The following is a 23483-nucleotide window of genomic DNA, read 5'->3' as shown; positions in this document are numbered from 1 at the left end:
ATGGGTATGGATAAGGAAATGATTCTAGTATTAGATTTTGGCAGTCAATATAATCAACTGATTACAAGAAGAATCCGCGAATTTGGTGTTTACAGTGAACTTCATTCTCATAAGCTTACGGTTGAAGAAATAAAAGCAATGAATCCAAAAGGAATTATCTTATCTGGTGGACCACATAGTGTTTATGATGAGAATAGCTTCCGTCCCGATGAGCGTATTTTTGAATTAGGAATACCTGTTTTGGGGATTTGCTATGGGATGCAGTTAATGGCGCTTCATTTCGGTGGCAAAGTGGATAAGTCTAAGAATCGGGAATATGGAAAAGCTACGATTGCGTTGCAGGGTGATTCATTATTATTTACGGAAACACCAGGTCAACAAACGGTTTGGATGAGTCATGGGGATAAAGTGGTAGAAGCTCCAGCAACATTTACCGTGGATGCGACGAGTGTTTCAACACCAATCGCGGCATTTAGTAACAAAGAAAGCAAGATGTATGGTGTGCAGTTCCACCCTGAGGTCCGCCACTCAGAATACGGGAATCAATTGCTTCGTAATTTTGTCTTTGATGCGTGTAATGCTACTGGTGATTGGACGATTGAAAACTTTATCGATATGGAAGTAGCGGCTATCCGGGAAAAAGTCGGCGATCGTAACGTGCTTTGTGCGTTAAGTGGTGGGGTTGATTCTTCCGTTGTGGCGGCATTAATCCATAAGGCAATTGGCGATCAGCTTACATGTATTTTTGTGGATCATGGTCTACTTCGTAAAAATGAAGCAGATGATGTGATGAAGGTATTTGCAGATGACTTTAATATGAATATTATTAAAGTAGATGCTGCTGAACGCTTTTTAACGAAGCTAAAGGGTGTCGATGATCCAGAGAAAAAACGTAAAATCATCGGAAATGAGTTTATTTATGTATTTGATGATGAAGCGGCTAAGCTAAAGGATATTGATTTTCTTGCGCAAGGTACGCTGTACACGGATATCATTGAGAGTGGGACAGAAACAGCACAAACGATTAAATCTCATCATAATGTAGGTGGACTTCCAGAGGACATGCAATTTGAATTAATCGAGCCACTAAATACGTTATTTAAGGACGAGGTTCGTGAGCTTGGAACACAATTAGGTCTTCCTGATCGAATCGTTTGGCGTCAGCCTTTCCCAGGACCAGGACTAGCTATTCGTGTATTAGGTGAAGTAACCGAAGAAAAATTAGAAATCGTACGTGAATCAGATGCGATTTTGCGTGAAGAGATTGCTGCTGCTGGCTTAGAACGTGATATTTGGCAATACTTCACCGTACTTCCAAACATCCGCAGTGTAGGGGTAATGGGAGATGCGCGTACGTATGATTATACGATCGGTATTCGTGCGGTTACCTCGATAGATGGCATGACATCTGACTGGGCAAGGATTCCGTTTGACGTGCTGGAGAAGGTTTCAACCCGGATCGTGAATGATGTGCAGCATATTAATCGCGTTGTGTATGACATTACGAGTAAGCCGCCTGCTACGATTGAGTGGGAATAAAATACGAACATTAATTAATTTATTGCAAAAATTGTTCGGGATTTATTGACATGATTCTAGTAAAATAGTAATATAACATCATAAACAAACAAAAAATAATACAGCTTTGCGTATAATTTCGGGGATATGGCCCAAAGTCTCTACCAGACTACCGTAAATGGTCTGACTACGCTGATGAGTGATTGTTAACGGATAGTTTTCCTGTTTTGGAGATCTATTGTTTCGTTGCTTTTCTTACGTAGTTACTGGTAGCATGCCTAATCCTTCCTATTTGGATTAGAGCATGCTTTTTTAGTGGAAAAGATATCAAGGATGTCTAGCTCCAGGCGCCAACGACTAACTGACTTCCTTCACCTCCGTACGATAAGTCAACATCGACTCCTTGCAGTCGTCGTGTTTCCTTTATCTCCTGCGGTTCAGTCCAGTCCGTACGTCGCTGAGCGGCGCCTTGCGCTTTTCTAAGTTGAACTTATTTTTTATTTTCTAGGAGGAAAAGGAATGAAGAAGTATTTTCAGTTTGAACAGCTAGGAACGAATTATCGCACCGAATTTATGGCAGGATTAACAACATTTTTAGCAATGGCTTATATTTTATTTGTCAATCCTGACTTACTAAGTGCAACTGGAATGGATAAAGATGCCGTGTTTGCAGCAACAGCGATTGCCTCTGCGGTAGGTACGCTATTAATGGGGATTATTGCGAAATATCCGGTGGCACTTGCACCTGGTATGGGCCTAAATGCATTTTTCGCATTCACCGTTGTTATCGGAGGCGGTATTCCTTGGGAAACAGCTTTATCTGGTGTTCTAGCATCTGGACTTATTTTTATCGTGTTAACATTAACTGGGCTACGTGAAAAAATTATTAATTCTATTCCAGCGGACTTAAAGCTAGCGGTTGGAGCTGGTATCGGTTTATTCATTGCTTTTATTGGTCTGCAAAGTTCTGGAATCGTTGTTGACAACCCTGATACATTACTTGCACTTGGTGATCTTTCAGCACCAACCGTACTACTATCTATCTTTGGACTAATTGCTTCTGTTGTTTTATTAACGCTTGGTATTCGTGCAGGTATTTTTTATGGCATGATTTTAACAGTAATTGTTGGGATGATCTTTGGATTAGTACCAATTCCATCGGGTATTGATGGTATTGTAAGTGGTGTTCCAAGTGTTGCTCCGACTTTTGGACAAGCTTTCTTACACTTCGGTGATATCTTCACAATGGAAATGCTAGTTGTTATATTAACGTTCTTGTTTGTTGATTTCTTCGATACAGCGGGAACTTTAGTGGCTGTTGCAACTCAGGCAGGTTTGATGAAGGATAATAAATTACCACGTGCTGGTAAAGCGTTATTTGCGGATTCATCTGCAACAGTTGTTGGTGCAGTAGTAGGGACATCTACAACTACTTCCTATGTAGAGTCTACAGCAGGTGTTGGTGTTGGTGGACGCTCTGGATTTACAGCAGTCGTGACTGCAGGATTCTTTATCCTAGCACTATTCTTCTCACCACTACTTGCGGTAGTTACATCAGAAGTAACAGCACCAGCATTAATTATTGTTGGTGTCATGATGGCAACATCACTGAAACAGATTGATTGGGATAAATTCGAAATTGCTGTACCGGCATTCTTTACAATTCTCATCATGCCATTAGCATACAGTATTGCAACTGGTATAGGTATCGGATTTATTTTCTACCCGATTACCATGGCTCTAAAAGGTCGTGCGAAAGAAGTACATCCAATCATGTATGGACTGTTCGTTATCTTTATTTTGTATTTTATTTTCTTAAACTAGTAATTAAAAGGAAAGAGCGAAGTCATTTAAAATCAATGATTTCGCTCTTTTTTTATATCAATTATTCTACTGCTCTACTTCTAGAAAACATCAAATGATAAAAGAATATCGACACTGTACCGATACATGAAAATACACCGAGTACCGTGTATAGTGTACCACCATTAAAGTTATTCATAATGGCTCCTCCCATTAAAGAACCAATGATTCCGCTAAGTCCGAAGAACGTAGCAAAGAACACCAAATGTCCTGTTGATTGTAGCAGCTTCGGGATTAAACGTGATACATAATTAAATGCGGACAAATAAAAGATTCCAAAGGTAATACCATGTAAAAATTGAAGTGCAATAATATAAATTGGGTCATCAATCGCTCCGTATATAAACCAACGTATGCTATAAATGGCTCCAGCAATCATGATAAACACTAGTGGATGGAGTTTTCTAAACCATAGACCTGCCAGGGCAAATACTACAGCCTCACTAGCAACGCCGACGAACCAAGCTAGTCCGACAAGCCCTTCACTCCCGCCCAGTTCTGTAATATATAGCCCGATAAAACTATCACTTGTCCGATGAGCAATCGAGAGAAATACAACGGAAACTAAGAATAGAATAAACGCTTTATTTTTTACTAGAATACCAATATCTTTAATTTTTACTGGATCGGATTCTGCTTTGACATCCTTTAATCGAAAGACTACGAGTAAGGCAAGGAATCCAAAGGAAAGATATGGCCAAATCATATGCTGCACCCCATATCGGGATAGGACTTCACCGATAACGAGGGAGGAAATGGCAAATCCAATAGATCCCCACATCCGAATTGTACCAAACGATATTCCGAGCGCTTCTGATCTGCGCTGTGCCAGGCTATCTCCCAATGGACCAATTGGTGTCACGAAGAAATAGAAGACAGCACCCATACACATAATACTAATCAAGCTATTCATTTGAAAGAATAGCGTGCTAAAAATAAGTAGCCCACAAACACAGATAATGAGTATTCGTTTCACGGTTTTAAATCGGTCACTTAAATATCCCCAAAACGGTTGGGCAAAAATAGAAGCTAAAGGACCAATTGCTAGTACCCAGCCTATTTCCGTTCCATTTAATCCTTTATATGCTAGATATAAAGGGAGAAAGCTTAATATAATGGTATTGGTAGAATGGAAACTAAACAATAGCATTTTTAATGGTAGTAATGATTCTTTATTTGCCAATATGTCCGCTCCTTTAACGATGCTGTCAAAGGGTAATTATACTACTTTCTGAAGTATGGGGAAATAGAGAGTTTAGCTAATTAGCAGATTTATTCAAATCAGGCAAACTGGAAATTTTAACTTCTATCAATTAAAAAGCATCCCTGCATAAGAGGATGCTCAGCTCAATCTATTATTTCCAATTCTCGGCGATAAACTCATCACGGCCAGACTTGGCACGATCTTCTTTATATTCTTTTTCACTCTTTTTATAAAAATCCTGATGGTAATCTTCAGCAGGATAGAAGGGTACTGCAGGTAAGATTTCGGTAACGATTGGTTTGCTAAACTTGCCGCTGTCACATAATGCTTTCTTGGATGCTTCTGCAAGCTCCTGCTGATCCTTATCGTGATAGAAAATAGCGGCGCGATATTGGTCTCCGCGATCCTGGAATTGACCACCTGCATCTGTTGGGTCAATTTGGCGCCAATATACTTCCAATATTTCATGATAGGAAATGATACTCGGATCAAATGTAATTTCAACGGCTTCATAATGGCCGGTAGTTCCTGTTTTTACTTCCTTGTAAGTTGGGTTTTCTACATGTCCGCCAGTGTAACCAGAGATAACGGCATGAACCCCGTCCCACTGATCAAACGGTTTTACCATACACCAGAAACAACCACCCGCAAATGTTGCTTTTTTTAATGCTGTCACGTGACTTCCCCCATATCAAACTGCCAGTCAATGGCAGCTATATTTTAAAAAACTATACCATAATTTGAGGAAAGTAGCACGATTGGAGCATTAGATATTCGGACACCTGTGCCACAGCAGGGCGCCTAACGTTTTCGCTTATTTTTAACATTTTAGCCTCGCTTTTAGCATTATTTCATGCAGCTTAACATTTCAACCGCACCACCCCAACTCCTCAGTTCATACTAGCCGCAAACACCGCTCAATATGATAAACTGTAGGAAGAAGCAGTTCGGAAAGAAGGTGCCAGATGGATAATCCTTTCTTAGACAAGATATTAACTGGTAAAGTAAGGCAGGTTGGTGACCCTGACGCCACCAATCTAATGGAAAAACAGTGGGAGACAGGAATGTTTAAAGAAGTCATAGCGGGTTCCGTTTGGTTAAGTAAAACAGGTCTAGCTGGGGATGAAGTGGCGGATAAAAAGAATCATGGTGGCCCAGAAAAATCTGTTTTTGCTTATCCGGTTGAGCATTATGATTTTTGGTTAGCAGATTTACCTATTGATGAAATTGGTGCTGGTGCAATGGGTGAGAATCTGTCCGTGAAAAACATGGATGAATCCACTGTATGTATTGGTGATATCTATCAAATGGGTGAGACAATTATTCAAGTATCTCAACCAAGAAAGCCGTGCTGGAAACCAGGAAGACGTTATCTGGTCCCTGATTTTGTAGTGCGGATTCAAAACACTGGTAGAACGGGTTGGTATTACCGAGTCCTCCAAGAGGGGGCGGTTGAAGCGGGGCTCAATCTTCAGTTGCTTGAGCGACCACTTCCAAAATGGACCATTGCTGCATGTAATGATGTATTAAATGTGCGGAATGATGACTTAGAAGCTGCTAAAGAACTTGTAGCGTGTGAACTACTTGCTGATGGCTGGAAGCATTCATTAAGGAAACGATTGCGTTACTAAAGGAAAAAATAAAATAATGCCCCTTTTCTACTATTATAATCGATTATAAGAGTAGAAAGGGGGCATTCGCTTCTTGAATTTATTCTTCTTCAATTAATTCAAGCTGCACGCGGCTTTTACGACTGTTATCGGAGATCAAGCGATGTAATTGAATGTAGACAAGACCATTTCGATAGGTTGCCTGTATTTTATCAGGGCGAACAGGGAAGGGGAGGTGCACAGTCCGCTCGAACACACCTTGTAAAATTTCTTCCTTTACAACTGTTCCACCTTGATGGCTAATGTCAATTACACCACGCAGTTCTAATGATGCATAATCAGCATAAATATCAATTTTATTTAAATCTGTTAATCCAGGGACATTGACAATGCATAGAAGTTCATGGTCAGTTTGATATAAATTAATTTGGGGAATGGTTGGTTTAAGGATCCCTTCAAATTGATCCCAAAATTGCTCGCCGAAAAATTGATCCATATTTTTCTTCCAATCAGTCATTTGTGAAAATGGGTCCACACGAAACACCTCGTTTTTTCAAAGTATGATAGTGATACTATATGCGAATGATAAAAATGGGTGAGTATAACAGATTTTCTGGTGGATGAGCATTAGGAGGAATCCTGCGATATCAGCGGAACTGGGCGGGTATCAGCAGGAATTCGGTAACATCAGCAGAAATCCCGTAGCATCAGCAGATATTCCAGAATATCAGCAGGAATCCCGTAGCATCAGCAGATATTCCAGAATATCAGCAGGAATCCCGTAGCATCAGCAGATATTCCAAAATATCAGCAGGAATCCCGTAACATCAGCAGAACCACAAACCCAGAATAAAAAATTTAGAACACGCATCTATAAAAGTTAGTCATGCAGGAGGTTATTTTTTGCTTAATAATGCTATCGTAATGGTTTCCATTATATTAATTATCAATGTTGTGTATGTATCTATGTTCACGATTCGAATGATTCTAACACTAAAAGGTCGGCGGTATATTGCGGCTTTTGTGAGTATGTTTGAAATCGTGGTGTATATATTTGGTTTAGGGCTCGTCCTCGATAATTTAAATGAAATTCAAAATGTAATTGCATATGCGCTCGGGTATGGAATCGGGGTTGTGATTGGGTCTATTATTGAGGAAAAATTGGCACTTGGTTACATTACAGTTAATGTGGTGTCAGGAAATCCGGATCTTAACTTTACGAGAAGGCTCAGGGAAAAGGGGTATGGTGTGACGAGTTGGTCTGCTTATGGTATGGACGGAGATCGTTTATCAATGCAAATCCTAACACCGAGAAAATATGAATTGAAACTTTATGAAGAAATAAAAACAATTGATCCAAAAGCATTTATTATTTCCTATGAACCGAAACAAATCTATGGCGGATTTTGGGTGAAACATGTACGAAAAGGTGCCTTATTGAAGCCGAGACATAAGACAGGAAAAGAAACTGAAAAGGAACCGCAAGAATAAATTACTAGAAAATAAAATGAAATAACAGGATGGAAGTGCAACGATCGCAGTAAAAACCGAACATTAACATATTATAAAATTAAAACGTTCGACAATTAGTTGACTTCACCAGATTGTTTTGTTATTCTAAAGGCGACAATTCAAAACGATTCCTCATATATTCTTAGGGATATGGCTTAAGAGTTTCTACCTGGCACCGTAAATGCTGGACTATGAGGGAGGATGAATCATTGTATCGGATATCAATGGTTACTTTAGGTTGCTTTTTTGTCTATTCATCTTCTCTCATATGAGGGAGACGAATAGACTTTTTTAATGGAAAACTTTTTCTATATAGAGGAGACGATCGTATGGCAACTGTTGGGGTTATTATGGGAAGCCTATCAGACTGGGAAACAATGATGCATACTTGTCAGCTATTAGATGAGCTCCAAGTACCGTATGAAAAAGATGTAATTTCCGCTCATCGAACGCCGGATATCATGTTTGACTATGCAAAGACCGCACGTGAGCGAGGATTAAAGGTAATTATCGCAGGCGCTGGCGGCGCGGCACATTTGCCAGGAATGGTAGCATCGCAGACAACACTTCCTGTCATTGGCGTGCCAATTCAAAGTAAAGCATTAAATGGACTTGATTCACTTCTTTCTATTGTACAAATGCCAGGTGGTGTTCCAACGGCAACTGTTGCCATCGGAAAAGCTGGCGCAATAAATGCAGGCATCCTAGCAGCACAGATTCTTGGTGCTTTTGATGAAGACGTTGCGATTAAACTAGCAAACTATCGAAAGGAGATGCAAGCAAAAGTGGCGGAAATGAGGGAAGACCTTGCAGAAGAATAGTAGCATTCTACCCCCGCAAACAATCGGTATCATTGGTGGTGGTCAGCTTGGTAGGATGATGGCGATTGCTGCACGATATATGGGCTATCAGGTTGCTGTATTAGATCCAACACCGAATTGCCCAACAGCTCAAGTGGCCGATAAGCAAATCATTGCAGCCTATGACGACAGAACCGCGATAAAGGAATTAACGGAAATAAGTGATGTTGTAACCTATGAATTTGAAAATGTTGATGTGGAAGCAGCGAAATATATTGAGAGCCATGGGAAATTACCACAAGGTGTAAAAGCGCTTGAGATTACCCAAGATCGTGCAAAAGAAAAACAACTCATGAAGGATTTAGGGCTACCTGTACCAGCGTTTTCCATCGTACGAGATGGTGCTCAGTGTGAGGATGTACTCCGAAATGTGGCTCTTCCAGTCGTGATAAAAACCTGCCGTGGTGGTTATGATGGAAAGGGTCAGTTAAAGCTTGAATCGGCAGCAGACATTCCTGCTGCGATCCGATTTGCAGATAAGAACGCACCTTGTATTATCGAGACTTGGGTCACATTTGATAAGGAGATTTCGGTGATTTTCACGCGAACAGCGATAGGAGAAATGGAATTTTTCCCAATTGCTGAAAATGTACATAAGGACCATATTTTGTATCAAACGACTGTCCGTGCGACTATTGCAGGTGGAATTCAGGAAAAAGCGTATCAGGCAGCAACTGTTTTGGCAGATCAAATGAATATTGTTGGCACCTTTGCGATTGAAATGTTTGTTGCAGGGGATGACTTTTATGTAAATGAAATGGCTCCACGCCCACATAACTCTGGCCATTATACAATTGAGGCATGCACGATATCACAATTTGCCCAGCATATCCGCGCAATCTGTGGTCTGCCGCTTGTGCCGGTAGAGCTTATAAAACCAGCGAGAATGATTAATATATTAGGGGAAGATTTAGAAGCAATTCAACAGGCGATGCCTAAGCTGAACCAAGGCTATGTCCATTTATATGGAAAGGTCGAGGCGAAAGCGAAACGAAAAATGGGGCATATTACCTTTATTGGAGAAAACATCAACGAACAGCTTGAAAAGCTTGAGGAGGCAAAACAATGATTGAACGTTACACCAGAGAAGAAATGGGCAAGATTTGGACAGAGGAAAACAAATTTAAAGCATGGCTAGAAGTAGAAATTTTAGCATGTGAAGCATGGAGTGAGCTTGGCATTATTCCGAAAGAAGATGTGAAAAAGCTTCGTGCTAATGCTTCATTTGATATTGAACGTATTTATGAAATTGAAAAGGAAACGAGACATGATGTAGTTGCATTTACTCGTGCCGTTTCAGAAACACTCGGCGAAGAGCGAAAATGGGTGCATTACGGATTAACCTCAACCGATGTGGTGGATACTGCGCTATCGTATTTGTTAAAGCAAGCAAATGAAATCATCCGTAAAGACATCAACAACTTCATTGAGATTTTAAAGAACAAAGCAATCGAGCATAAGCATACCGTCATGATGGGGAGAACACATGGGGTTCATGCCGAACCAACTACGTTTGGACTAAAGCTAGCACTTTATTATGAAGAAATGAAACGTAATCTAGAGCGTTTTGAACTAGCCGCAAAAATGATTGAGGTTGGCAAATTATCTGGTGCGGTTGGTACGTATGCGAATATCGACCCATTTGTGGAGCAATATGTTTGTGAAAAATTAGGACTATCAGCAGCACCAGTCTCTACACAAACCTTACAGCGTGATCGTCATGCAGCGTATATTTCCACACTTGCATTAGTTGCAACATCCATTGAAAAAATCGCTACTGAAATTCGTGGTCTGCAAAAGACAGAGACACGTGAAGTGGAAGAATTTTTCGCAAAAGGTCAAAAGGGCTCTTCGGCAATGCCGCATAAACGTAACCCAATTGGTTCCGAAAACATGACTGGTATGGCAAGAGTCATTCGTGGTTATATGCTGACTGCTTATGAAAATGTAGCCCTATGGCATGAGCGTGATATTTCCCATTCATCAGCTGAGCGTGTGATTTTACCGGATGCAACGATTGCCCTTAACTACATGTTAAATCGATTTGGGAATATCGTGAAAAACTTAACGGTCTTCCCAGAAAATATGAAACGAAATATTGATAAGACACATGGTGTTATCTTCTCACAACGTGTGCTTTTAGCCCTTATTGATAAAGGAATGGCGCGTGAGGAAGCATATGATATTGTCCAGCCTAAGGCGATGGAAGCATGGGAAACTGAAGTACATTTCAAGGAGCTTGTCTCACAAGAAAACAGAATAACGTCATTACTTACAGAAGCGGAAATTGAGGAATGCTTTGATTACACATATCATTTAAAAAATGTTGATGTTATCTTTGATCGCATCGGCTTAAACTGAGGTGACTAACGTGAAGGCAGAGCTTTTATATGAAGGAAAGGCTAAGAAGGTTTATCGTTCAGCTAGCAATTCAGAGCAACTCATTTTGTCCTATAAAAATGATGCGACTGCATTTAACGGCAAGAAGAAGGCAAGCTTTACTGGGAAGGGGAGATTAAATAACGAAATTTCTTCCCTAATCTTTCCTTATTTACATGAGCGAGGGATTCGCACGCACTTTTTGGAAAGGCTGAATGATACGGAACAGCTCGTATGGGCAACTGAGATTATTCCACTAGAGGTAGTTGTTCGTAATGTAGCAACCGGAAGTATTACGAAGCGGCTTGGATTCAAGGAGAGGACGCCATTTGAGCCAGCGCTTGTGGAGCTTTTCTATAAAAATGATGCATTAGATGATCCTTTAATTAATGATGATCATGCTCTGCTTTTAACAGATAGTACAGCCAAAGAATTACGTGAATTAAAAGTAATGGCATTAGAAATTAATACCGTGCTACGTGAGTTATTTCAATCTATAAATCTTGCATTAGTAGATTTTAAGCTTGAGTTTGGAAGATTGCCGGATGGAAGTATTGTCTTATCCGATGAAATTTCTCCGGATACATGTCGCCTATGGGATATGGTGACGGAGGAAAAAATGGATAAGGATGTTTTTCGCCAGGATATTGGTGATTTAATAAGCGTTTATGAACAAATACTACAGCGACTGGAGGCAAGATTATGAGAAAGGTAACAGTTTACATTACATTGAAGCAAGGTGTGCTAGATCCACAAGGGAAGGCTATCCAAGAATCACTGAACACATTAGGGTATAAAGAGGTTCAAGAGGCACGCGTTGGGAAATACATAGAAATGCAGGTGGAAGATGGTGCGGACGTGGATACTCGTGTGAAGGAAATGTGTGATAAACTGCTTGCCAATCCAGTAATCGAGGATTATCACTTCGAACTCGAGGGGGCTGTTCGCTCGTGAAGTTTGCTGTCATTGTTTTTCCAGGCTCCAACTGTGATCGCGATATGTATCATGCCGCTAATGAAGTGCTTGGCGAAGAGGCAGATTTGGTATGGTACCAAAATAGTAAACTAGAAAACTATGATGGAATCTTACTTCCGGGTGGTTTCTCCTATGGGGATTACCTCAGATCCGGGGCAGTAGCAGCTACGTCAGATGTGATGAACCAAGTAAAAGAACATGCTGCAAAAGGAAAGCCAGTGCTCGGTGTTTGTAATGGATTTCAAATTCTAACCGAAGCCGGTTTACTTCCTGGTGCGCTGATGCGTAATAAAAAGCTTGCTTTCATGTGCCATCAAGAAGAACTTATCGTGGAAAATAATGACACGATTTTTACACGGGGCTATGAAAAAGATGAAATCGTTCGGTTTCCGATTGCTCACGGGGAAGGAAATTATTTCTGTGATGAACAGACACTTGCAACGTTAAAAGCGAATAATCAAATCGTATTTACGTATAAAAACAACCCAAATGGGTCTGTTGCTGATATTGCTGGAATCATCAATCAAGCGGGAAATGTTCTCGGTATGATGCCACATCCAGAGCGTGCCGTTGAGGCGCTGCTTGGCAGTGAGGATGGGCTAAAGCTGTTTCAATCAATCGTCCAAAACTGGAGGGAGTCCCACTATGTTGCAAACGCATGAGATTAGTCCAGAGCAAATTGAACAAGAAAAGCTTTATCAAGGAATGGGGTTAAGTGATCACGAATTTGAGATGGTGAAGAAGATTCTTGGTCGTCGTCCTAATTTTACGGAGACAGGTATTTTTTCAGTAATGTGGTCGGAGCATTGTAGCTATAAAACATCCAAACCATTATTAAAAAAATTTCCGACCAAAGCACCCCATGTATTGCAAGGGCCAGGTGAGGGTGCTGGGATTATCGATATTGGGGATAACCAGGCAGTTGTTTTCAAGATTGAGAGTCATAACCATCCATCTGCTGTTGAGCCATACCAAGGGGCGGCAACTGGTGTTGGTGGGATAATTCGGGATGTCTTTTCAATGGGGGCTCGTCCAATTGCTTTGATGAACTCGTTACGATTTGGTAATTTGACGACGGATCGGGTGAAATACTTATTTTCAGAGGTAGTCAGCGGAATTGCTGGCTATGGAAATTGTGTTGGGATTCCGACTGTTGGTGGCGAGGTTCAATTTGACGATTCGTATGAGGATAATCCACTAGTCAATGCGATGTGTATTGGCTTAATTGATCATGCTGATATTCAAAAAGGAATTGCTGCTGGTATTGGGAATACGGTGTTATATGCTGGAGCACCAACAGGTCGTGATGGGATTCATGGTGCAACCTTCGCGTCAGATGATTTAGCAGAGGATGCAGCAAAAGACCGTCCGGCAGTACAGGTAGGCGATCCGTTTATGGAGAAGCTGCTTATTGAAGCTAGTTTAGAAGTGATTCATTCGGATGCACTAGTTGGTATGCAGGATATGGGTGCAGCAGGTCTGACATCATCTGCAAGTGAAATGGCAAGTAAAGCTGGAACAGGAATGGAAATGGATTTAGACCTTGTTCCACAGCGTGAACAACATATGAATGCGTATGAATTAATGCTTTCTGAATCCCAGGAGCGAATGCTGTTGGTGGTGAAGAAAGGTAGAGAGCAAGAAATCATTGATGTATTTGAACGCTATGGCCTTCGTGCAATTGCAGTAGGTCATGTTATAAAGGAAAAAGTTTTCCGTATTAAACAGCATGGTGAAATTCAAGCAGAGATTCCGGTGGATGCATTAGCAGAGGAAGCGCCTGTCTATCATTTACCAGCTCAAGAGGCGACGTATTACCAAGAATTTCAGAAGATTGGCAATACAATACCTGTAGTCAAGGACCATCGTGCTGTATTAAAACAATTATTACAGCAGCCAACCATTGCCAGTAAGGAATGGGTGTATGATCAGTACGATTCGATGGTACAAACCAATACGGTCGTTGCACCAGGCTCCGATGCAGCTGTCGTACGAATTAAAGGGACAAATAAAGCATTAGCAATAACAACAGACTGTAATTCTCGCTATATTTATTTAGATCCAGAGACTGGTGGAAAAATTGCGGTGGCTGAAGCGGCTCGTAATATTGTTTGTTCAGGAGCGAGACCACTTGGATTAACCGATGGTCTCAACTATGGAAATCCAACAAATCCAGAAGTGTTTTGGCAAATGGAGAAAAGCGTGGAAGGTATGAGTGAAGCATGTGATGCACTTGGGACTCCTGTTATTAGTGGGAATGTTTCCTTATACAACCAATCAAAAGGGAAAGCAATTTTTCCAACGCCGATTGTTGGGATGGTTGGTTTGCATGAGTCGCTAGATCATATTACCCCAAGTCATTTCCAAGCAGCGGGTGATGTCATTTATGTGATTGGTGAAGCAAAAGCTGAATTCGGTGGAAGTGAGCTGCAAAATCTATTAGAAGGAATCTACCAAGGAAAAGCTCCGGAAATTGATTTGCATGTTGAGGCAACAAGACAATCGCAGCTATTAACCGCGATTCAACAAGGAATGGTTACGTCGGCACATGATCTTGCAGAAGGTGGATTAGGTGTGGCGTTAGCAGAAAGCTTGTTTACGGATACGTTTTTAGGTGCTGATATTAACATAGCGGCGGATCCAACCGTAGCATTATTCAGTGAGACACAATCACGCTTTCTTGTTAGTGTAAAGGAAGCGCATAAGGAAGCATTTGAATTTTTAGTAGAAGATGCCATTGAAATTGGTACAGTCACAGCTGATGGCTATCTCACGGTTCATAATGAGGAAACGGTTATTTTAAGTGAAGAAGTAGAAGAGCTATGCAACCTTTGGAGAGGGGCAATCCCATGCTTGCTGAAATAAGAGGCTTGAATGAAGAATGTGGTGTCTTTGGAATTTGGGGTCATGAGAAAGCAGCCGAATTAACGTATTATGGCTTGCATGCCTTACAGCACCGTGGACAAGAGGGAGCAGGTGTTGTGACGACAGATGGTCATGAGCTAAAGCTTCATAAAGGCCAAGGTCTGGTAAATGATGTGTTTAAACGAGTGGATTTCTCGAAGCTAAGTGGGCATGCGGCAATTGGGCATACACGCTACGCAACACAAGGAGAACGAACAATCGATAATGTACAGCCATTACTTTTTCGCTCGCAGCTCGGTAGTATGGCGCTAGCTCATAATGGTAACATCATGAATGCCTATAAACTACGCGGGGAGTTAGAGGAAGCGGGGAGTATTTTACAGACCTCTTCTGATACAGAGGTGCTCGCACACTTAATTAAACGTAATGGATCATTAGAGTCCTTAGAAGGGCTAAAGGATGCTTTGCGTCAACTGGTCGGTGCATATGCCTTCATTATTTTAAAAGAAGATAAAATGCATGTTGCCCTTGATCCACGAGGGTTACGACCATTATCAATTGGCAGGTTAGGCGATGCCTATGTGGTTGCATCGGAGACATGTGCGTTCGATATAATTGGTGCAACCTATGAGCGCGAAGTATTACCTGGTGAACTATTAACTATTTCAGATAAAGGAATGGAAAGTACACGATTTGACGCACAAGAAAAACGTGCTCTATGTGCGATGGAATATGTTTATTTCTCTCGTCCAGACAGTGATTTGAATCATGTGAATGTTCATGCTTCACGGAAGCGGATGGGGATCGAGCTAGCGAAGGAATCACCAGTTGAAGCGGATGTTGTCACCGGTGTTCCGGATTCTAGTATTTCAGCAGCAATCGGCTATGCGGAACAAACAGGAATCCCGTATGAAATTGGACTTATTAAAAATCGTTATACTGGTAGAACGTTTATTCAACCATCTCAAGAGTTACGTGAGTTGGGTGTGAAAATGAAGCTATCACCAGTACGGGGGATTGTTGAAGGCAAGCGTGTCATTATGATTGATGACTCCATTGTTCGTGGTACGACGTGTAAGCGGATTGTTCGGATGTTAAAAGATGCTGGGGCAAAAGAGGTTCACGTTCGAATTGCTTCTCCAGCAATTACAGATCCGTGTTTTTACGGGATTGATATGTCCACAAAGGACGAACTAATCGCTGCCAATTACTCGATTCAAGAAATGTGTGACATGATTGGTGCTGATAGTCTGGCATATTTATCAACGGATGGATTGGAGAATGCCATTGTCACAGAGGATTCAATCAATCAAGGTGTTTGTATGGCGTGTATGACAGGGAATTATCCAGTATCAGAAAAAGGGCAATTAGAAATATCCTATACGAAATGCTAACCGAAGAGGGGTGTCCATGTGTCGAACGTATATAAAGCTGCAGGTGTTGATGTAGAAGCGGGTTATGAAGCGGTTGAACGAATGAAAAAACATATCGCAAAGACAACCAGACCAGAAGTGCTTGGAGGGATTGGTGCATTCGCAGGATTGTTTGAGCTTACTTCGTTGAATTATAAAGAGCCAGTATTGGTTTCCGGAACAGATGGTGTTGGCACGAAATTAAAGCTTGCGTTTCAACTGGATAAGCATGACACAGTAGGCATCGATCTAGTTGCCATGTGTGTTAATGACATTGTCGCCCAAGGAGCTCAGGCCCTCTTTTTCCTAGACTATATTGCCTGCGGGAAAAATGATCCAGCACAAATTGAACAAATTGTTGCTGGGATTGCAGAAGGTTGTAGAGTTGCTGGTGCTGCGTTAATTGGTGGGGAAACTGCTGAAATGCCGGGTATGTACGGGGAAAATGAATATGACCTAGCTGGTTTTGTTGTTGGCATCGCTGAGAAAGAAAAATTGGTTACGGGGGATTCTATCGATGCTGGAGATGTGGTGATTGGCCTTCCTTCAAGTGGCATTCATTCCAATGGGTATTCATTAGTTCGGAAGCTAGTGGAAGGCATGGATGTTACGTCTATTCCAGAAGGGTTATCTAAGCCATTAGGTGAATGGTTGCTTGAGCCAACACGCATTTATGCCAAACAGGTGAAGCGATTAATGGAACAGGTCAATGTGAAAGGAATTTCCCACATTACTGGTGGTGGGTTCTATGAAAATTTACCGAGAATGCTACCAGATGGATTAGGGGTAGCCGTTTCTACTACGAGCTGGGACATCCCAGAAATCTTTCCATTTTTACAAGCACAGGGCGAACTTTCCTTCGAGGAGATGTTTGGTGTTTTTAACATGGGAATTGGGATGGCAATTGTCGTTTCAAATAAGGACGCTGCGTCAGCGCTAGAAGTATTAGAAGAAGTAGGAGAAAAGGCTTCGATAATCGGTCGTGTTGTCGGTGATGAAGGGGTACATTTGCGTTATGAGTAAAGTGAAAGCAGCCGTATTTGCATCGGGCACTGGTAGTAATTTTGAAACGATCATGAAATGTGATGATCTCGCCTGTGAGGTTGTGCTATTAATCTGTGATAAGCCAGGTGCTCGTGTGATAGAGAAGGCATCTCGATGTAATGTACAAACGTTTGTTTTAAATCCGAAATCCTTTGATTCAAAGGAAGCATATGAGCAAGAAATACTTCGCATGTTGCAAGCCGCAGAAATCGAATGGATATTTTTAGCGGGTTATATGCGAATTGTTGGGAAAACGTTGCTAGAAGCCTACGAGGGAAAAATTGTTAATATTCATCCGTCCTTATTACCAGCATTCCCGGGAAAAGATGCGATTGGCCAGGCTTACCGCGCTGGAGCTGCTGTTACAGGTGTTACAGTTCATTTTATTGATGAAGGAGTCGATACTGGCCCAATCATAGCCCAAGAGCAGATTGACGTTCTTCCCGATGATACGGAAGAAACGTTGAAAGCACGGATCCAAAAGGTCGAGCATGTCCTTTATCCAGCGGTTATTAACCAATTACTTAGTACCACTGATTAACAGGATGCTGGGGGAATAGTTCAGGCGATATTTGTCCAGAACGAGCGATGTCTTTGGATATCCGGCGATATTTGGTCAGAACGAGCGATGTTTTTGGATATCAGGCGATATTAGGCCAGAACGAGCGATGTTAATGGATATCGAGCGAAATTTGGTCAGAACGAGCGATGTCTTTGGAAATCGGGCGATATTTGGCTAGAACGAGCGATGTTTTTGGAAATCGAGCGATACTTGGTCAGAACGAGCGATGTACACAGAAATCGAGCGAAATTTGGCCAGAACGAGCGATGTACACAGAAATCGGGCGAAATTTGGACAGAACGAGCGATGTTCACAGATTTCGAGCGATATTTGGCCAGAACAGCAGATAAATAATATCTCATAAAAGTGAGGGGTCTTACCATGAAGAAGCGAGCATTAATTAGTGTTTCAGATAAACGGAATATCGTAGAATTTGCGGAAGGTTTAGTTGCACTACATTACGAGATTGTGTCTACTGGGGGAACGTTAAGCGTATTACAAGATGCTGGTATACCGGCAATCGCTATTGATGCGGTTACAGGATTCCCTGAAATACTCGATGGGCGTGTCAAAACCTTGCATCCATCCGTTCATGGTGGGCTATTAGCGAAACGTTCTTATCCTAGTCATCAGAAGCAAATGGAAGAAAACCATATTGATCCGATTGATATTGTTGTCGTAAACCTATACCCATTCAAACAAACGCTTGAAAAAGAAGGCGTATTAAAAGACGAGATCATTGAAAACATTGATATCGGTGGACCAACGATGTTGCGCTCAGCTGCGAAGAACTTCACAGATGTACTAGTAGTTGTGGATCCAGGGGATTATGAGTCTGTGCTGGACGTGTTAAAGCCAAACAAAGCGGACTATGACTATCGTCAACAGCTGGCAGCGAAGGTATTCCGTCATACAGCAAACTATGATGCCTTGATCGCGAATTACTTTGCGAGTGAAACAGGAGAAAAATTTCCGGAGACCTATACCGTTACCTATGAAAAAGTGCAATCATTACGTTACGGGGAAAATCCACATCAGGAAGCGGCATTTTACAAGAACCCACTACAAAACGGCATGAGCCTAGCGACTGCAAAACAATTACACGGGAAAGAGCTTTCGTATAACAATATTCAGGATGCTAATGCGGCACTGGAGATTTTAGCAGAATATACAGATCCTGCCGCTGTTGCGGTGAAGCATATGAATCCGTGTGGTATCGGAGTTTCGGCTTCTATTGCGGATGCTTTTCAGGTGGCATTTGAAGCGGATCCAGTCTCTATTTTTGGCGGAATTGTTGCTTTGAATCGTGAAGTAGATTCCCAAACGGCAGAACAACTAAGCGAGATATTTTTAGAGATTGTCATTGCACCAAGCTTTTCAGAAAAAGCACTAGAAATCTTAACACAAAAGAAGAATATTCGCCTATTAACGTTAGAAATGACTACGAAGGATGAAGCTAGCTACAAGCTGACTACTGTTGATGGTGGCGTGTTAATACAGAGCAGAGATAATGGTAGTGTTACGGCTGAAGACTTAGCGGTAGCTACAAAACGAGCGCCGTCTGAGCAAGAGCTACAGGATCTATTATTTGCTTGGAAAGCGGTAAAACATGTGAAATCAAACGCCATTTTACTAGCAAAAAATAACCAGACGATTGGTGTTGGTGCAGGTCAGATGAATCGGGTTGGGGCAGCTAAAATTGCCATAGACCAAGCAGGTAAGAAAGCGACTGGATCTGTCATGGCATCTGACGCATTTTTCCCAATGCCTGATACGGTAGAAGAAGCGGTAAAAGCTGGGGTGACAGCGATTATCCAGCCTGGTGGCTCGAAGCGTGACCAGGATTCCATTGATGTATGTGACAAACATGGAATTGCCATGGTATTCACAGGTATGCGTCATTTCAAACATTAAAGAGGGGGTCTTTGATGAACGTTTTAGTGATTGGTCGTGGTGGTCGGGAACATAGTATCGTACGAAAGCTTTCTGAGAGTAACCAAGTTGGAAATCTATTTATTGCACCAGGTAATGCCGGGATGTCTCGTGATGCAACCTGTGTACCGATAGAGGAAACAGATGTTGATGGTTTGGTCGACTTTGCAAAGCGTAATGCGATCGATTTAACGTTTGTAGGTCCTGAAAATCCATTACTAATGGGGATAGTAAATCGATTTCAGGAAGAGAATTTAGCAATCTTTGCACCTACAAAGGAAGCAGCGCTTATTGAAGGTAGTAAAAGCTTTGCCAAGGAATTGATGGAGAAATACCATATCCCAACTGCTGATTATGAAACATTTACAGATGCTGAATTGGCGAAACGCTATGTAGCGGAAAAGGGTACTCCAATTGTGATTAAGGCGGACGGTTTAGCTGCTGGTAAAGGAGTAATTGTTGCAGAAACGGAGGAGATTGCATACCAAGCGATTGATGATATGCTTGTTTCCAAAGCCTTTTCCGATGCTGGTGCTAAAGTAGTTATCGAAGAATTTTTAGCTGGTAGAGAATTTTCTTTGATGGCATTTGTAAACGGTGAAAATGTTTACCCAATGATTCCAGCACGCGATCATAAGCGTGCCTTTGATCATGACGCGGGGCCAAACACTGGTGGCATGGGTGCTTATGCTCCTGTTGCGGATATAACAGAAGATGTGATTAAGGTTGCTGCGGAGGGAATTTTGCAGAAGGCTGCAAGTGGATTGGTCGCTGAAGGACGTACGTTTACAGGAATATTGTATGCTGGACTAATCATGACAGAGGCAGGACCAAAGGTCATTGAGTTCAATGCTAGATTCGGCGATCCAGAGACACAGGTCGTATTGCCGTTGTTGAAAAATGACCTGGTTCAGGTGATGCTGGATGTGTTAGCTGGGAAGAATCCAGAGTTGGCATGGGAAGAGAAAGCTTGCCTTGGTGTCGTGCTAGCTTCCGCGGGATATCCTGGGTCGTATGAAAAAGGTGTTTCTGTTCCTGCTTTTCCTGAGAACGATACATTTACGATTTATGCTGGTGTTGGGCAAGCAGCTAATGGCTATGTGTCGGATGGTGGACGTGTGCTGGTAGTTGGGGCGAAGGCTGGAACATTAGCGGATGCAGGTAGATTAGTATATAAAAGCTTGACTTCTGTTGGTGAGATAGATGGATTTTTCTATCGATCGGATATTGGTAAGATTGGTGAGGACGTTCTGAAATAGAGCGTCCTTTTTATTTGTGCAAAAAGTGAGTAAAATTATTTGAAAATTATGGTAGTATGGAAGTGTAAGTTGTAAAAACTGGCAGTTTAATAAAGTCTAAAGGCAAATAGCGATCCAGAAGGTGGAGTACGTAATGGAATACTATAAATATCTCAGACAATATGTAGGGCATAAACCAATTATTTTACCTGGTTCAGTTGTAATCATTTTAAATGAACAAGATGAAGTCTTATTACAAATGAGACTCGAGGGTACTTGGGGATTGCCAGGCGGTTTAATGGATTTAGGAGAAAGTTTTGAAGAAGTCGCCAAAAGAGAGGTTTTTGAAGAAACAGGACTAGCAGTTGAAAACTTAAAATTGCTTAATGTATTCTCCGACTCAAACTACTACTTAAAAGTTCCGAATGGTGATGAATTATATTCAGTAACAGCTGTTTATTATACGAAAGATGTAAGTGGAGACATTAAAATTGATTATAGTGAATCAGAAAACATGCAGTATTTTTCATTACATAATTTGCCTAGTGGGTTAACTGATGAGTATAGGGAGTTTATTAAGCAGTATATGGATAGAGAAATTATTGGGTAAATTAGAGAATTGGTTCTTATTCAAGTATTTATATTTAAAAGTGGGTGGATTTTTTGTTAAATTTACAAAGAGTACAGGCAAAGGAAGAACATGTATTACAAAATATTATGCAATTTTACATATATGAATTCAGCAAATACATTCCTATTATTAGTGTAGAAGAAGATGGTGCATATGAGCCATTTAAATTAGATAAATATTGGGATAATGAAAATTTTCATGCTTATTTTATAAAGAAAGACGATGAGCTTATTGGATTTGCACTTGTGGAAAGCGCGAAGGATTCTTACCCTAACACAATTCAAGAGTTTTTTATCATGGCTAAACATAGTGGAAAGGGATACGGGAAAGAAGCTGCGAAAAAATTATTTACCATGTTTCCTGGTGATTGGAAAATTACTCAAATAGTAAAAAATAAGCCTGCCCATTCTTTTTGGCATGGATTAATTCAGGAGATCAGCAAAGGTAAATTTACAGAGTACTTTAAAGAGGGAAAGTACATCCAAGAGTTTAATACGGAAAACTTAAATAAATATGGTATCTAAAGGAGTGTACAATAAATGAAAGTTCGGCTCACTGAATTTAATGATAAATGGTCTCAAATGTTTCATGACGAGGTACAAAATCTGAAAACAATATTCGGCGAGGAAATCATAAGATGTGAGCATTTTGGAAGTACATCAGTTCCGGGAATGAAGGCAAAACCTGTAATTGACATGATGTGTATCTTTAAAGATATAGAGAAGGTTGATTTATTCAATTCCAAAATGCAATCTCTTGGATATGATGTTGCAGGTGAATGGGGTATTACGGGTAGAAGGTTCTTTCGAAAAGGTGGAGAAAATAGGACGCACCATATTCATTGTTATCAATTTGATAATCCTGAAATCGAACGGCACTTAATTTTTCGAGATTATTTACGGACTCATCCAGAGGAAGTTATTAGGTACAGTAATTTTAAGGAAGAATTGGCTCAACGTTACGAGGATACAAATGAATACAGTCCAGCAAAGAAGGATTTTGTAGAGGAAATGGAACAGCGGGCAATTCATTGGTTTGGAGAAGTCTTAAGGGAGCAAAAACGCCATGAAAATTAGAGAAATAAAACCATCTGATGCAGAGAACCTAGCAAATCTAATCCAACGAGTAGAAGCTAGTTCACAATACATGCTTTGGGAAGCTGGGGAAAGGGTTATTCAGCCAGAAAATCAATTAACGATGATTGAGCGAATTAATAGTGAGGATAACTCTACTATTCTTGTATCTGAACGAGATAATCAATTAATAGGGTACTTATTTGCCATGGGTGGTAACGCTAAAAGGAATAAACATGCTGCCTATATTGTTATTGGAATCTCTGAGGGTTATCGAGGACAAGGTATTGGTAAATTGCTATTCAAACAGCTAGAGAATTGGGCAGCCTCTAATAACATCAAAAGGCTGGAACTAACAGTGGTCACGAAGAACGAACCAGGACTGTCATTGTATAAAAAAGCTGGCTTTGAAGTGGAAGGTACAAAGAGGAAATCATTGATCATTGATGGTGAGTTTGTGGATGAGTACTATATGTCGAAGATCTTGTAAATATTTTTTGGGGGGAGAACGTTCTTAAATAGAGCGTTCTTTTTATATACTAAACTTATCTAGTTGAAGACTGCTTACGCCGAAATAACAGTTCTTCCCGCTGAAATAATTGTACGAACGGTGATATACTATAATTTGCGCTGAATTCACCCCCCCACGGATCAAAATTTCAATCCACAACAACCATTTAAATTTATAAAGAACACCCCAAACCACATCAATTGTCAACAAATCTTCACACTACTTCATAAAAACTTTACAGTAATAAAGCGTGAATTATGGTACAATTATAAAAACTATGATTGGGAGTGTGCC

General features: G+C 41.0%; 24 protein-coding genes and 2 riboswitches. Of the genes, 21 read left to right on the top strand and 3 right to left on the bottom strand.

Annotated elements, in window-relative coordinates:
• Both guaA and JF53_RS11000 read left to right on the top strand, forming a co-directional pair.
• Positions 1-1539, top strand: coding sequence for a glutamine-hydrolyzing GMP synthase (gene guaA / locus JF53_RS11005; RefSeq protein ID WP_047979558.1), 1539 nt, complete (start codon positions 1-3; stop codon positions 1537-1539).
• 88 nt (positions 1540-1627) lie between these two features.
• A riboswitch (purine riboswitch) is annotated at positions 1628-1728 on the top strand.
• A gap of 309 nt (positions 1729-2037) precedes the next feature.
• Positions 2038-3342 carry an NCS2 family permease gene (locus JF53_RS11000; protein ID WP_047979559.1) on the top strand — a complete coding sequence of 435 codons (1305 nt, stop codon included), beginning with the start codon at positions 2038-2040 and terminating at the stop codon, positions 3340-3342.
• A 61-nt stretch (positions 3343-3403) separates the two neighbouring features.
• Here JF53_RS11000 and JF53_RS10995 read toward each other — a convergent pair whose 3' ends face one another.
• Positions 3404-4564 carry an MFS transporter gene (locus tag JF53_RS10995; RefSeq protein ID WP_047979560.1) on the bottom strand — a complete coding sequence of 387 codons (1161 nt, stop codon included), beginning with the start codon at positions 4562-4564 and terminating at the stop codon, positions 3404-3406.
• Positions 4565-4736: 172 nt separating this feature from the next.
• Positions 4737-5261, bottom strand: coding sequence for a peptide-methionine (S)-S-oxide reductase MsrA (msrA, locus tag JF53_RS10990; RefSeq protein WP_083443610.1), 525 nt, complete (start codon positions 5259-5261; stop codon positions 4737-4739).
• Between the two features lie 289 nt (positions 5262-5550).
• On the opposite strand from msrA, the gene JF53_RS10985 reads away from it, so the two are divergent.
• A complete protein-coding gene (locus JF53_RS10985; protein ID WP_047979561.1) occupies positions 5551-6216 on the top strand; it encodes an MOSC domain-containing protein in 666 nt (221 codons plus the stop codon).
• A 79-nt stretch (positions 6217-6295) separates the two neighbouring features.
• On the opposite strand, the gene JF53_RS10980 is transcribed toward JF53_RS10985, so the two are convergent.
• Positions 6296-6730, bottom strand: a complete 435-nt coding sequence (locus JF53_RS10980) for an Hsp20/alpha crystallin family protein (RefSeq protein WP_047979562.1) — start codon at positions 6728-6730, stop codon at positions 6296-6298.
• Between the two features lie 368 nt (positions 6731-7098).
• On the opposite strand from JF53_RS10980, the gene JF53_RS10975 reads away from it, so the two are divergent.
• The 18 genes from JF53_RS10975 to JF53_RS10895 all read left to right on the top strand — a co-directional run bounded on the left by JF53_RS10975 (position 7099) and on the right by JF53_RS10895 (position 23168).
• The gene (locus JF53_RS10975) at positions 7099-7686 is read left to right on the top strand and encodes a DUF2179 domain-containing protein (RefSeq protein ID WP_047979563.1); all 588 of its coding nucleotides are present in this window, start codon (positions 7099-7101) and stop codon (positions 7684-7686) included.
• 133 nt (positions 7687-7819) lie between these two features.
• Positions 7820-7919, top strand: a riboswitch (purine riboswitch).
• A gap of 117 nt (positions 7920-8036) precedes the next feature.
• On the top strand, positions 8037-8528 hold the full coding sequence (gene purE / locus JF53_RS10970; RefSeq protein ID WP_047979564.1) for a 5-(carboxyamino)imidazole ribonucleotide mutase: 492 nt from the start codon (positions 8037-8039) through the stop codon (positions 8526-8528).
• Positions 8515-9636, top strand: coding sequence for a 5-(carboxyamino)imidazole ribonucleotide synthase (purK, locus tag JF53_RS10965; protein WP_047979565.1), 1122 nt, complete (start codon positions 8515-8517; stop codon positions 9634-9636). Before purE ends, purK begins: the two co-directional genes overlap by 14 nt.
• Positions 9633-10928 carry an adenylosuccinate lyase gene (purB, locus tag JF53_RS10960; protein WP_047979566.1) on the top strand — a complete coding sequence of 432 codons (1296 nt, stop codon included), beginning with the start codon at positions 9633-9635 and terminating at the stop codon, positions 10926-10928. The genes purK and purB overlap by 4 nt, the downstream gene beginning before the upstream one ends.
• A gap of 10 nt (positions 10929-10938) precedes the next feature.
• Positions 10939-11652, top strand: a complete 714-nt coding sequence (gene purC / locus JF53_RS10955) for a phosphoribosylaminoimidazolesuccinocarboxamide synthase (RefSeq protein ID WP_047979567.1) — start codon at positions 10939-10941, stop codon at positions 11650-11652.
• Complete coding sequence (gene purS, locus JF53_RS10950; protein ID WP_047979568.1) at positions 11649-11900, top strand: phosphoribosylformylglycinamidine synthase subunit PurS; 252 nt, start codon at positions 11649-11651, stop codon at positions 11898-11900. The genes purC and purS overlap by 4 nt, the downstream gene beginning before the upstream one ends.
• Positions 11897-12583: a phosphoribosylformylglycinamidine synthase subunit PurQ gene (purQ, locus tag JF53_RS10945; RefSeq protein ID WP_047979569.1), complete on the top strand. Its 687-nt coding sequence runs from the start codon at positions 11897-11899 to the stop codon at positions 12581-12583. The genes purS and purQ overlap by 4 nt, the downstream gene beginning before the upstream one ends.
• Positions 12567-14786, top strand: coding sequence for a phosphoribosylformylglycinamidine synthase subunit PurL (gene purL, locus JF53_RS10940; protein ID WP_047979570.1), 2220 nt, complete (start codon positions 12567-12569; stop codon positions 14784-14786). Before purQ ends, purL begins: the two co-directional genes overlap by 17 nt.
• The gene (gene purF / locus JF53_RS10935) at positions 14771-16180 is read left to right on the top strand and encodes an amidophosphoribosyltransferase (RefSeq protein WP_047979571.1); all 1410 of its coding nucleotides are present in this window, start codon (positions 14771-14773) and stop codon (positions 16178-16180) included. Before purL ends, purF begins: the two co-directional genes overlap by 16 nt.
• An 18-nt stretch (positions 16181-16198) precedes the next feature.
• Positions 16199-17221 carry a phosphoribosylformylglycinamidine cyclo-ligase gene (gene purM, locus JF53_RS10930; RefSeq protein WP_047979572.1) on the top strand — a complete coding sequence of 341 codons (1023 nt, stop codon included), beginning with the start codon at positions 16199-16201 and terminating at the stop codon, positions 17219-17221.
• Complete coding sequence (gene purN / locus JF53_RS10925) at positions 17214-17783, top strand: phosphoribosylglycinamide formyltransferase (protein ID WP_047979573.1); 570 nt, start codon at positions 17214-17216, stop codon at positions 17781-17783. Before purM ends, purN begins: the two co-directional genes overlap by 8 nt.
• A gap of 173 nt (positions 17784-17956) precedes the next feature.
• The gene (locus JF53_RS17490; protein ID WP_157052498.1) at positions 17957-18154 is read left to right on the top strand and encodes a hypothetical protein; all 198 of its coding nucleotides are present in this window, start codon (positions 17957-17959) and stop codon (positions 18152-18154) included.
• Positions 18155-18185: 31 nt separating this feature from the next.
• On the top strand, positions 18186-19718 hold the full coding sequence (purH, locus tag JF53_RS10920; protein ID WP_047979574.1) for a bifunctional phosphoribosylaminoimidazolecarboxamide formyltransferase/IMP cyclohydrolase: 1533 nt from the start codon (positions 18186-18188) through the stop codon (positions 19716-19718).
• A 14-nt stretch (positions 19719-19732) separates the two neighbouring features.
• On the top strand, positions 19733-20995 hold the full coding sequence (gene purD, locus JF53_RS10915) for a phosphoribosylamine--glycine ligase (protein WP_047979575.1): 1263 nt from the start codon (positions 19733-19735) through the stop codon (positions 20993-20995).
• 133 nt (positions 20996-21128) lie between these two features.
• Positions 21129-21584, top strand: a complete 456-nt coding sequence (locus JF53_RS10910; protein ID WP_047979576.1) for an NUDIX hydrolase — start codon at positions 21129-21131, stop codon at positions 21582-21584.
• Positions 21585-21637: 53 nt separating this feature from the next.
• On the top strand, positions 21638-22129 hold the full coding sequence (locus tag JF53_RS10905; RefSeq protein ID WP_053071815.1) for a GNAT family N-acetyltransferase: 492 nt from the start codon (positions 21638-21640) through the stop codon (positions 22127-22129).
• A gap of 15 nt (positions 22130-22144) precedes the next feature.
• Complete coding sequence (locus JF53_RS10900; protein ID WP_047979577.1) at positions 22145-22681, top strand: GrpB family protein; 537 nt, start codon at positions 22145-22147, stop codon at positions 22679-22681.
• The gene (locus JF53_RS10895) at positions 22671-23168 is read left to right on the top strand and encodes a GNAT family N-acetyltransferase (RefSeq protein ID WP_047979578.1); all 498 of its coding nucleotides are present in this window, start codon (positions 22671-22673) and stop codon (positions 23166-23168) included. The genes JF53_RS10900 and JF53_RS10895 overlap by 11 nt, the downstream gene beginning before the upstream one ends.
• The last annotated feature ends 315 nt before the right edge of the window (positions 23169-23483 follow it).

It is taken from the genome of Ornithinibacillus contaminans (assembly GCF_001038425.2).
In the GTDB taxonomy this organism is placed as follows: Bacteria; Bacillota; Bacilli; order Bacillales; family Amphibacillaceae; genus Ornithinibacillus; species Ornithinibacillus contaminans.
This window is presented reverse-complemented; position numbering and strand designations above follow the sequence as displayed.

What these genes read in the sequence shown, in the direction of transcription:
- guaA (WP_047979558.1), top strand. Translation starts at nt 1, where the DNA reads ATGGGTATGGATAAGGAAATGATTCTAGTATTAGATTTTGGCAGTCAA.
- JF53_RS11000 (WP_047979559.1), top strand. Translation starts at nt 2,038, where the DNA reads ATGAAGAAGTATTTTCAGTTTGAACAGCTAGGAACGAATTATCGCACC.
- JF53_RS10985 (WP_047979561.1), top strand. Translation starts at nt 5,551, where the DNA reads ATGGATAATCCTTTCTTAGACAAGATATTAACTGGTAAAGTAAGGCAG.
- purE (WP_047979564.1), top strand. Translation starts at nt 8,037, where the DNA reads ATGGCAACTGTTGGGGTTATTATGGGAAGCCTATCAGACTGGGAAACA.
- purB (WP_047979566.1), top strand. Translation starts at nt 9,633, where the DNA reads ATGATTGAACGTTACACCAGAGAAGAAATGGGCAAGATTTGGACAGAG.
- purS (WP_047979568.1), top strand. Translation starts at nt 11,649, where the DNA reads ATGAGAAAGGTAACAGTTTACATTACATTGAAGCAAGGTGTGCTAGAT.
- purL (WP_047979570.1), top strand. Translation starts at nt 12,567, where the DNA reads ATGTTGCAAACGCATGAGATTAGTCCAGAGCAAATTGAACAAGAAAAG.
- purF (WP_047979571.1), top strand. Translation starts at nt 14,771, where the DNA reads ATGCTTGCTGAAATAAGAGGCTTGAATGAAGAATGTGGTGTCTTTGGA.
- purN (WP_047979573.1), top strand. Translation starts at nt 17,214, where the DNA reads ATGAGTAAAGTGAAAGCAGCCGTATTTGCATCGGGCACTGGTAGTAAT.
- purH (WP_047979574.1), top strand. Translation starts at nt 18,186, where the DNA reads ATGAAGAAGCGAGCATTAATTAGTGTTTCAGATAAACGGAATATCGTA.
- purD (WP_047979575.1), top strand. Translation starts at nt 19,733, where the DNA reads ATGAACGTTTTAGTGATTGGTCGTGGTGGTCGGGAACATAGTATCGTA.
- JF53_RS10910 (WP_047979576.1), top strand. Translation starts at nt 21,129, where the DNA reads ATGGAATACTATAAATATCTCAGACAATATGTAGGGCATAAACCAATT.
- JF53_RS10900 (WP_047979577.1), top strand. Translation starts at nt 22,145, where the DNA reads ATGAAAGTTCGGCTCACTGAATTTAATGATAAATGGTCTCAAATGTTT.
- JF53_RS10895 (WP_047979578.1), top strand. Translation starts at nt 22,671, where the DNA reads ATGAAAATTAGAGAAATAAAACCATCTGATGCAGAGAACCTAGCAAAT.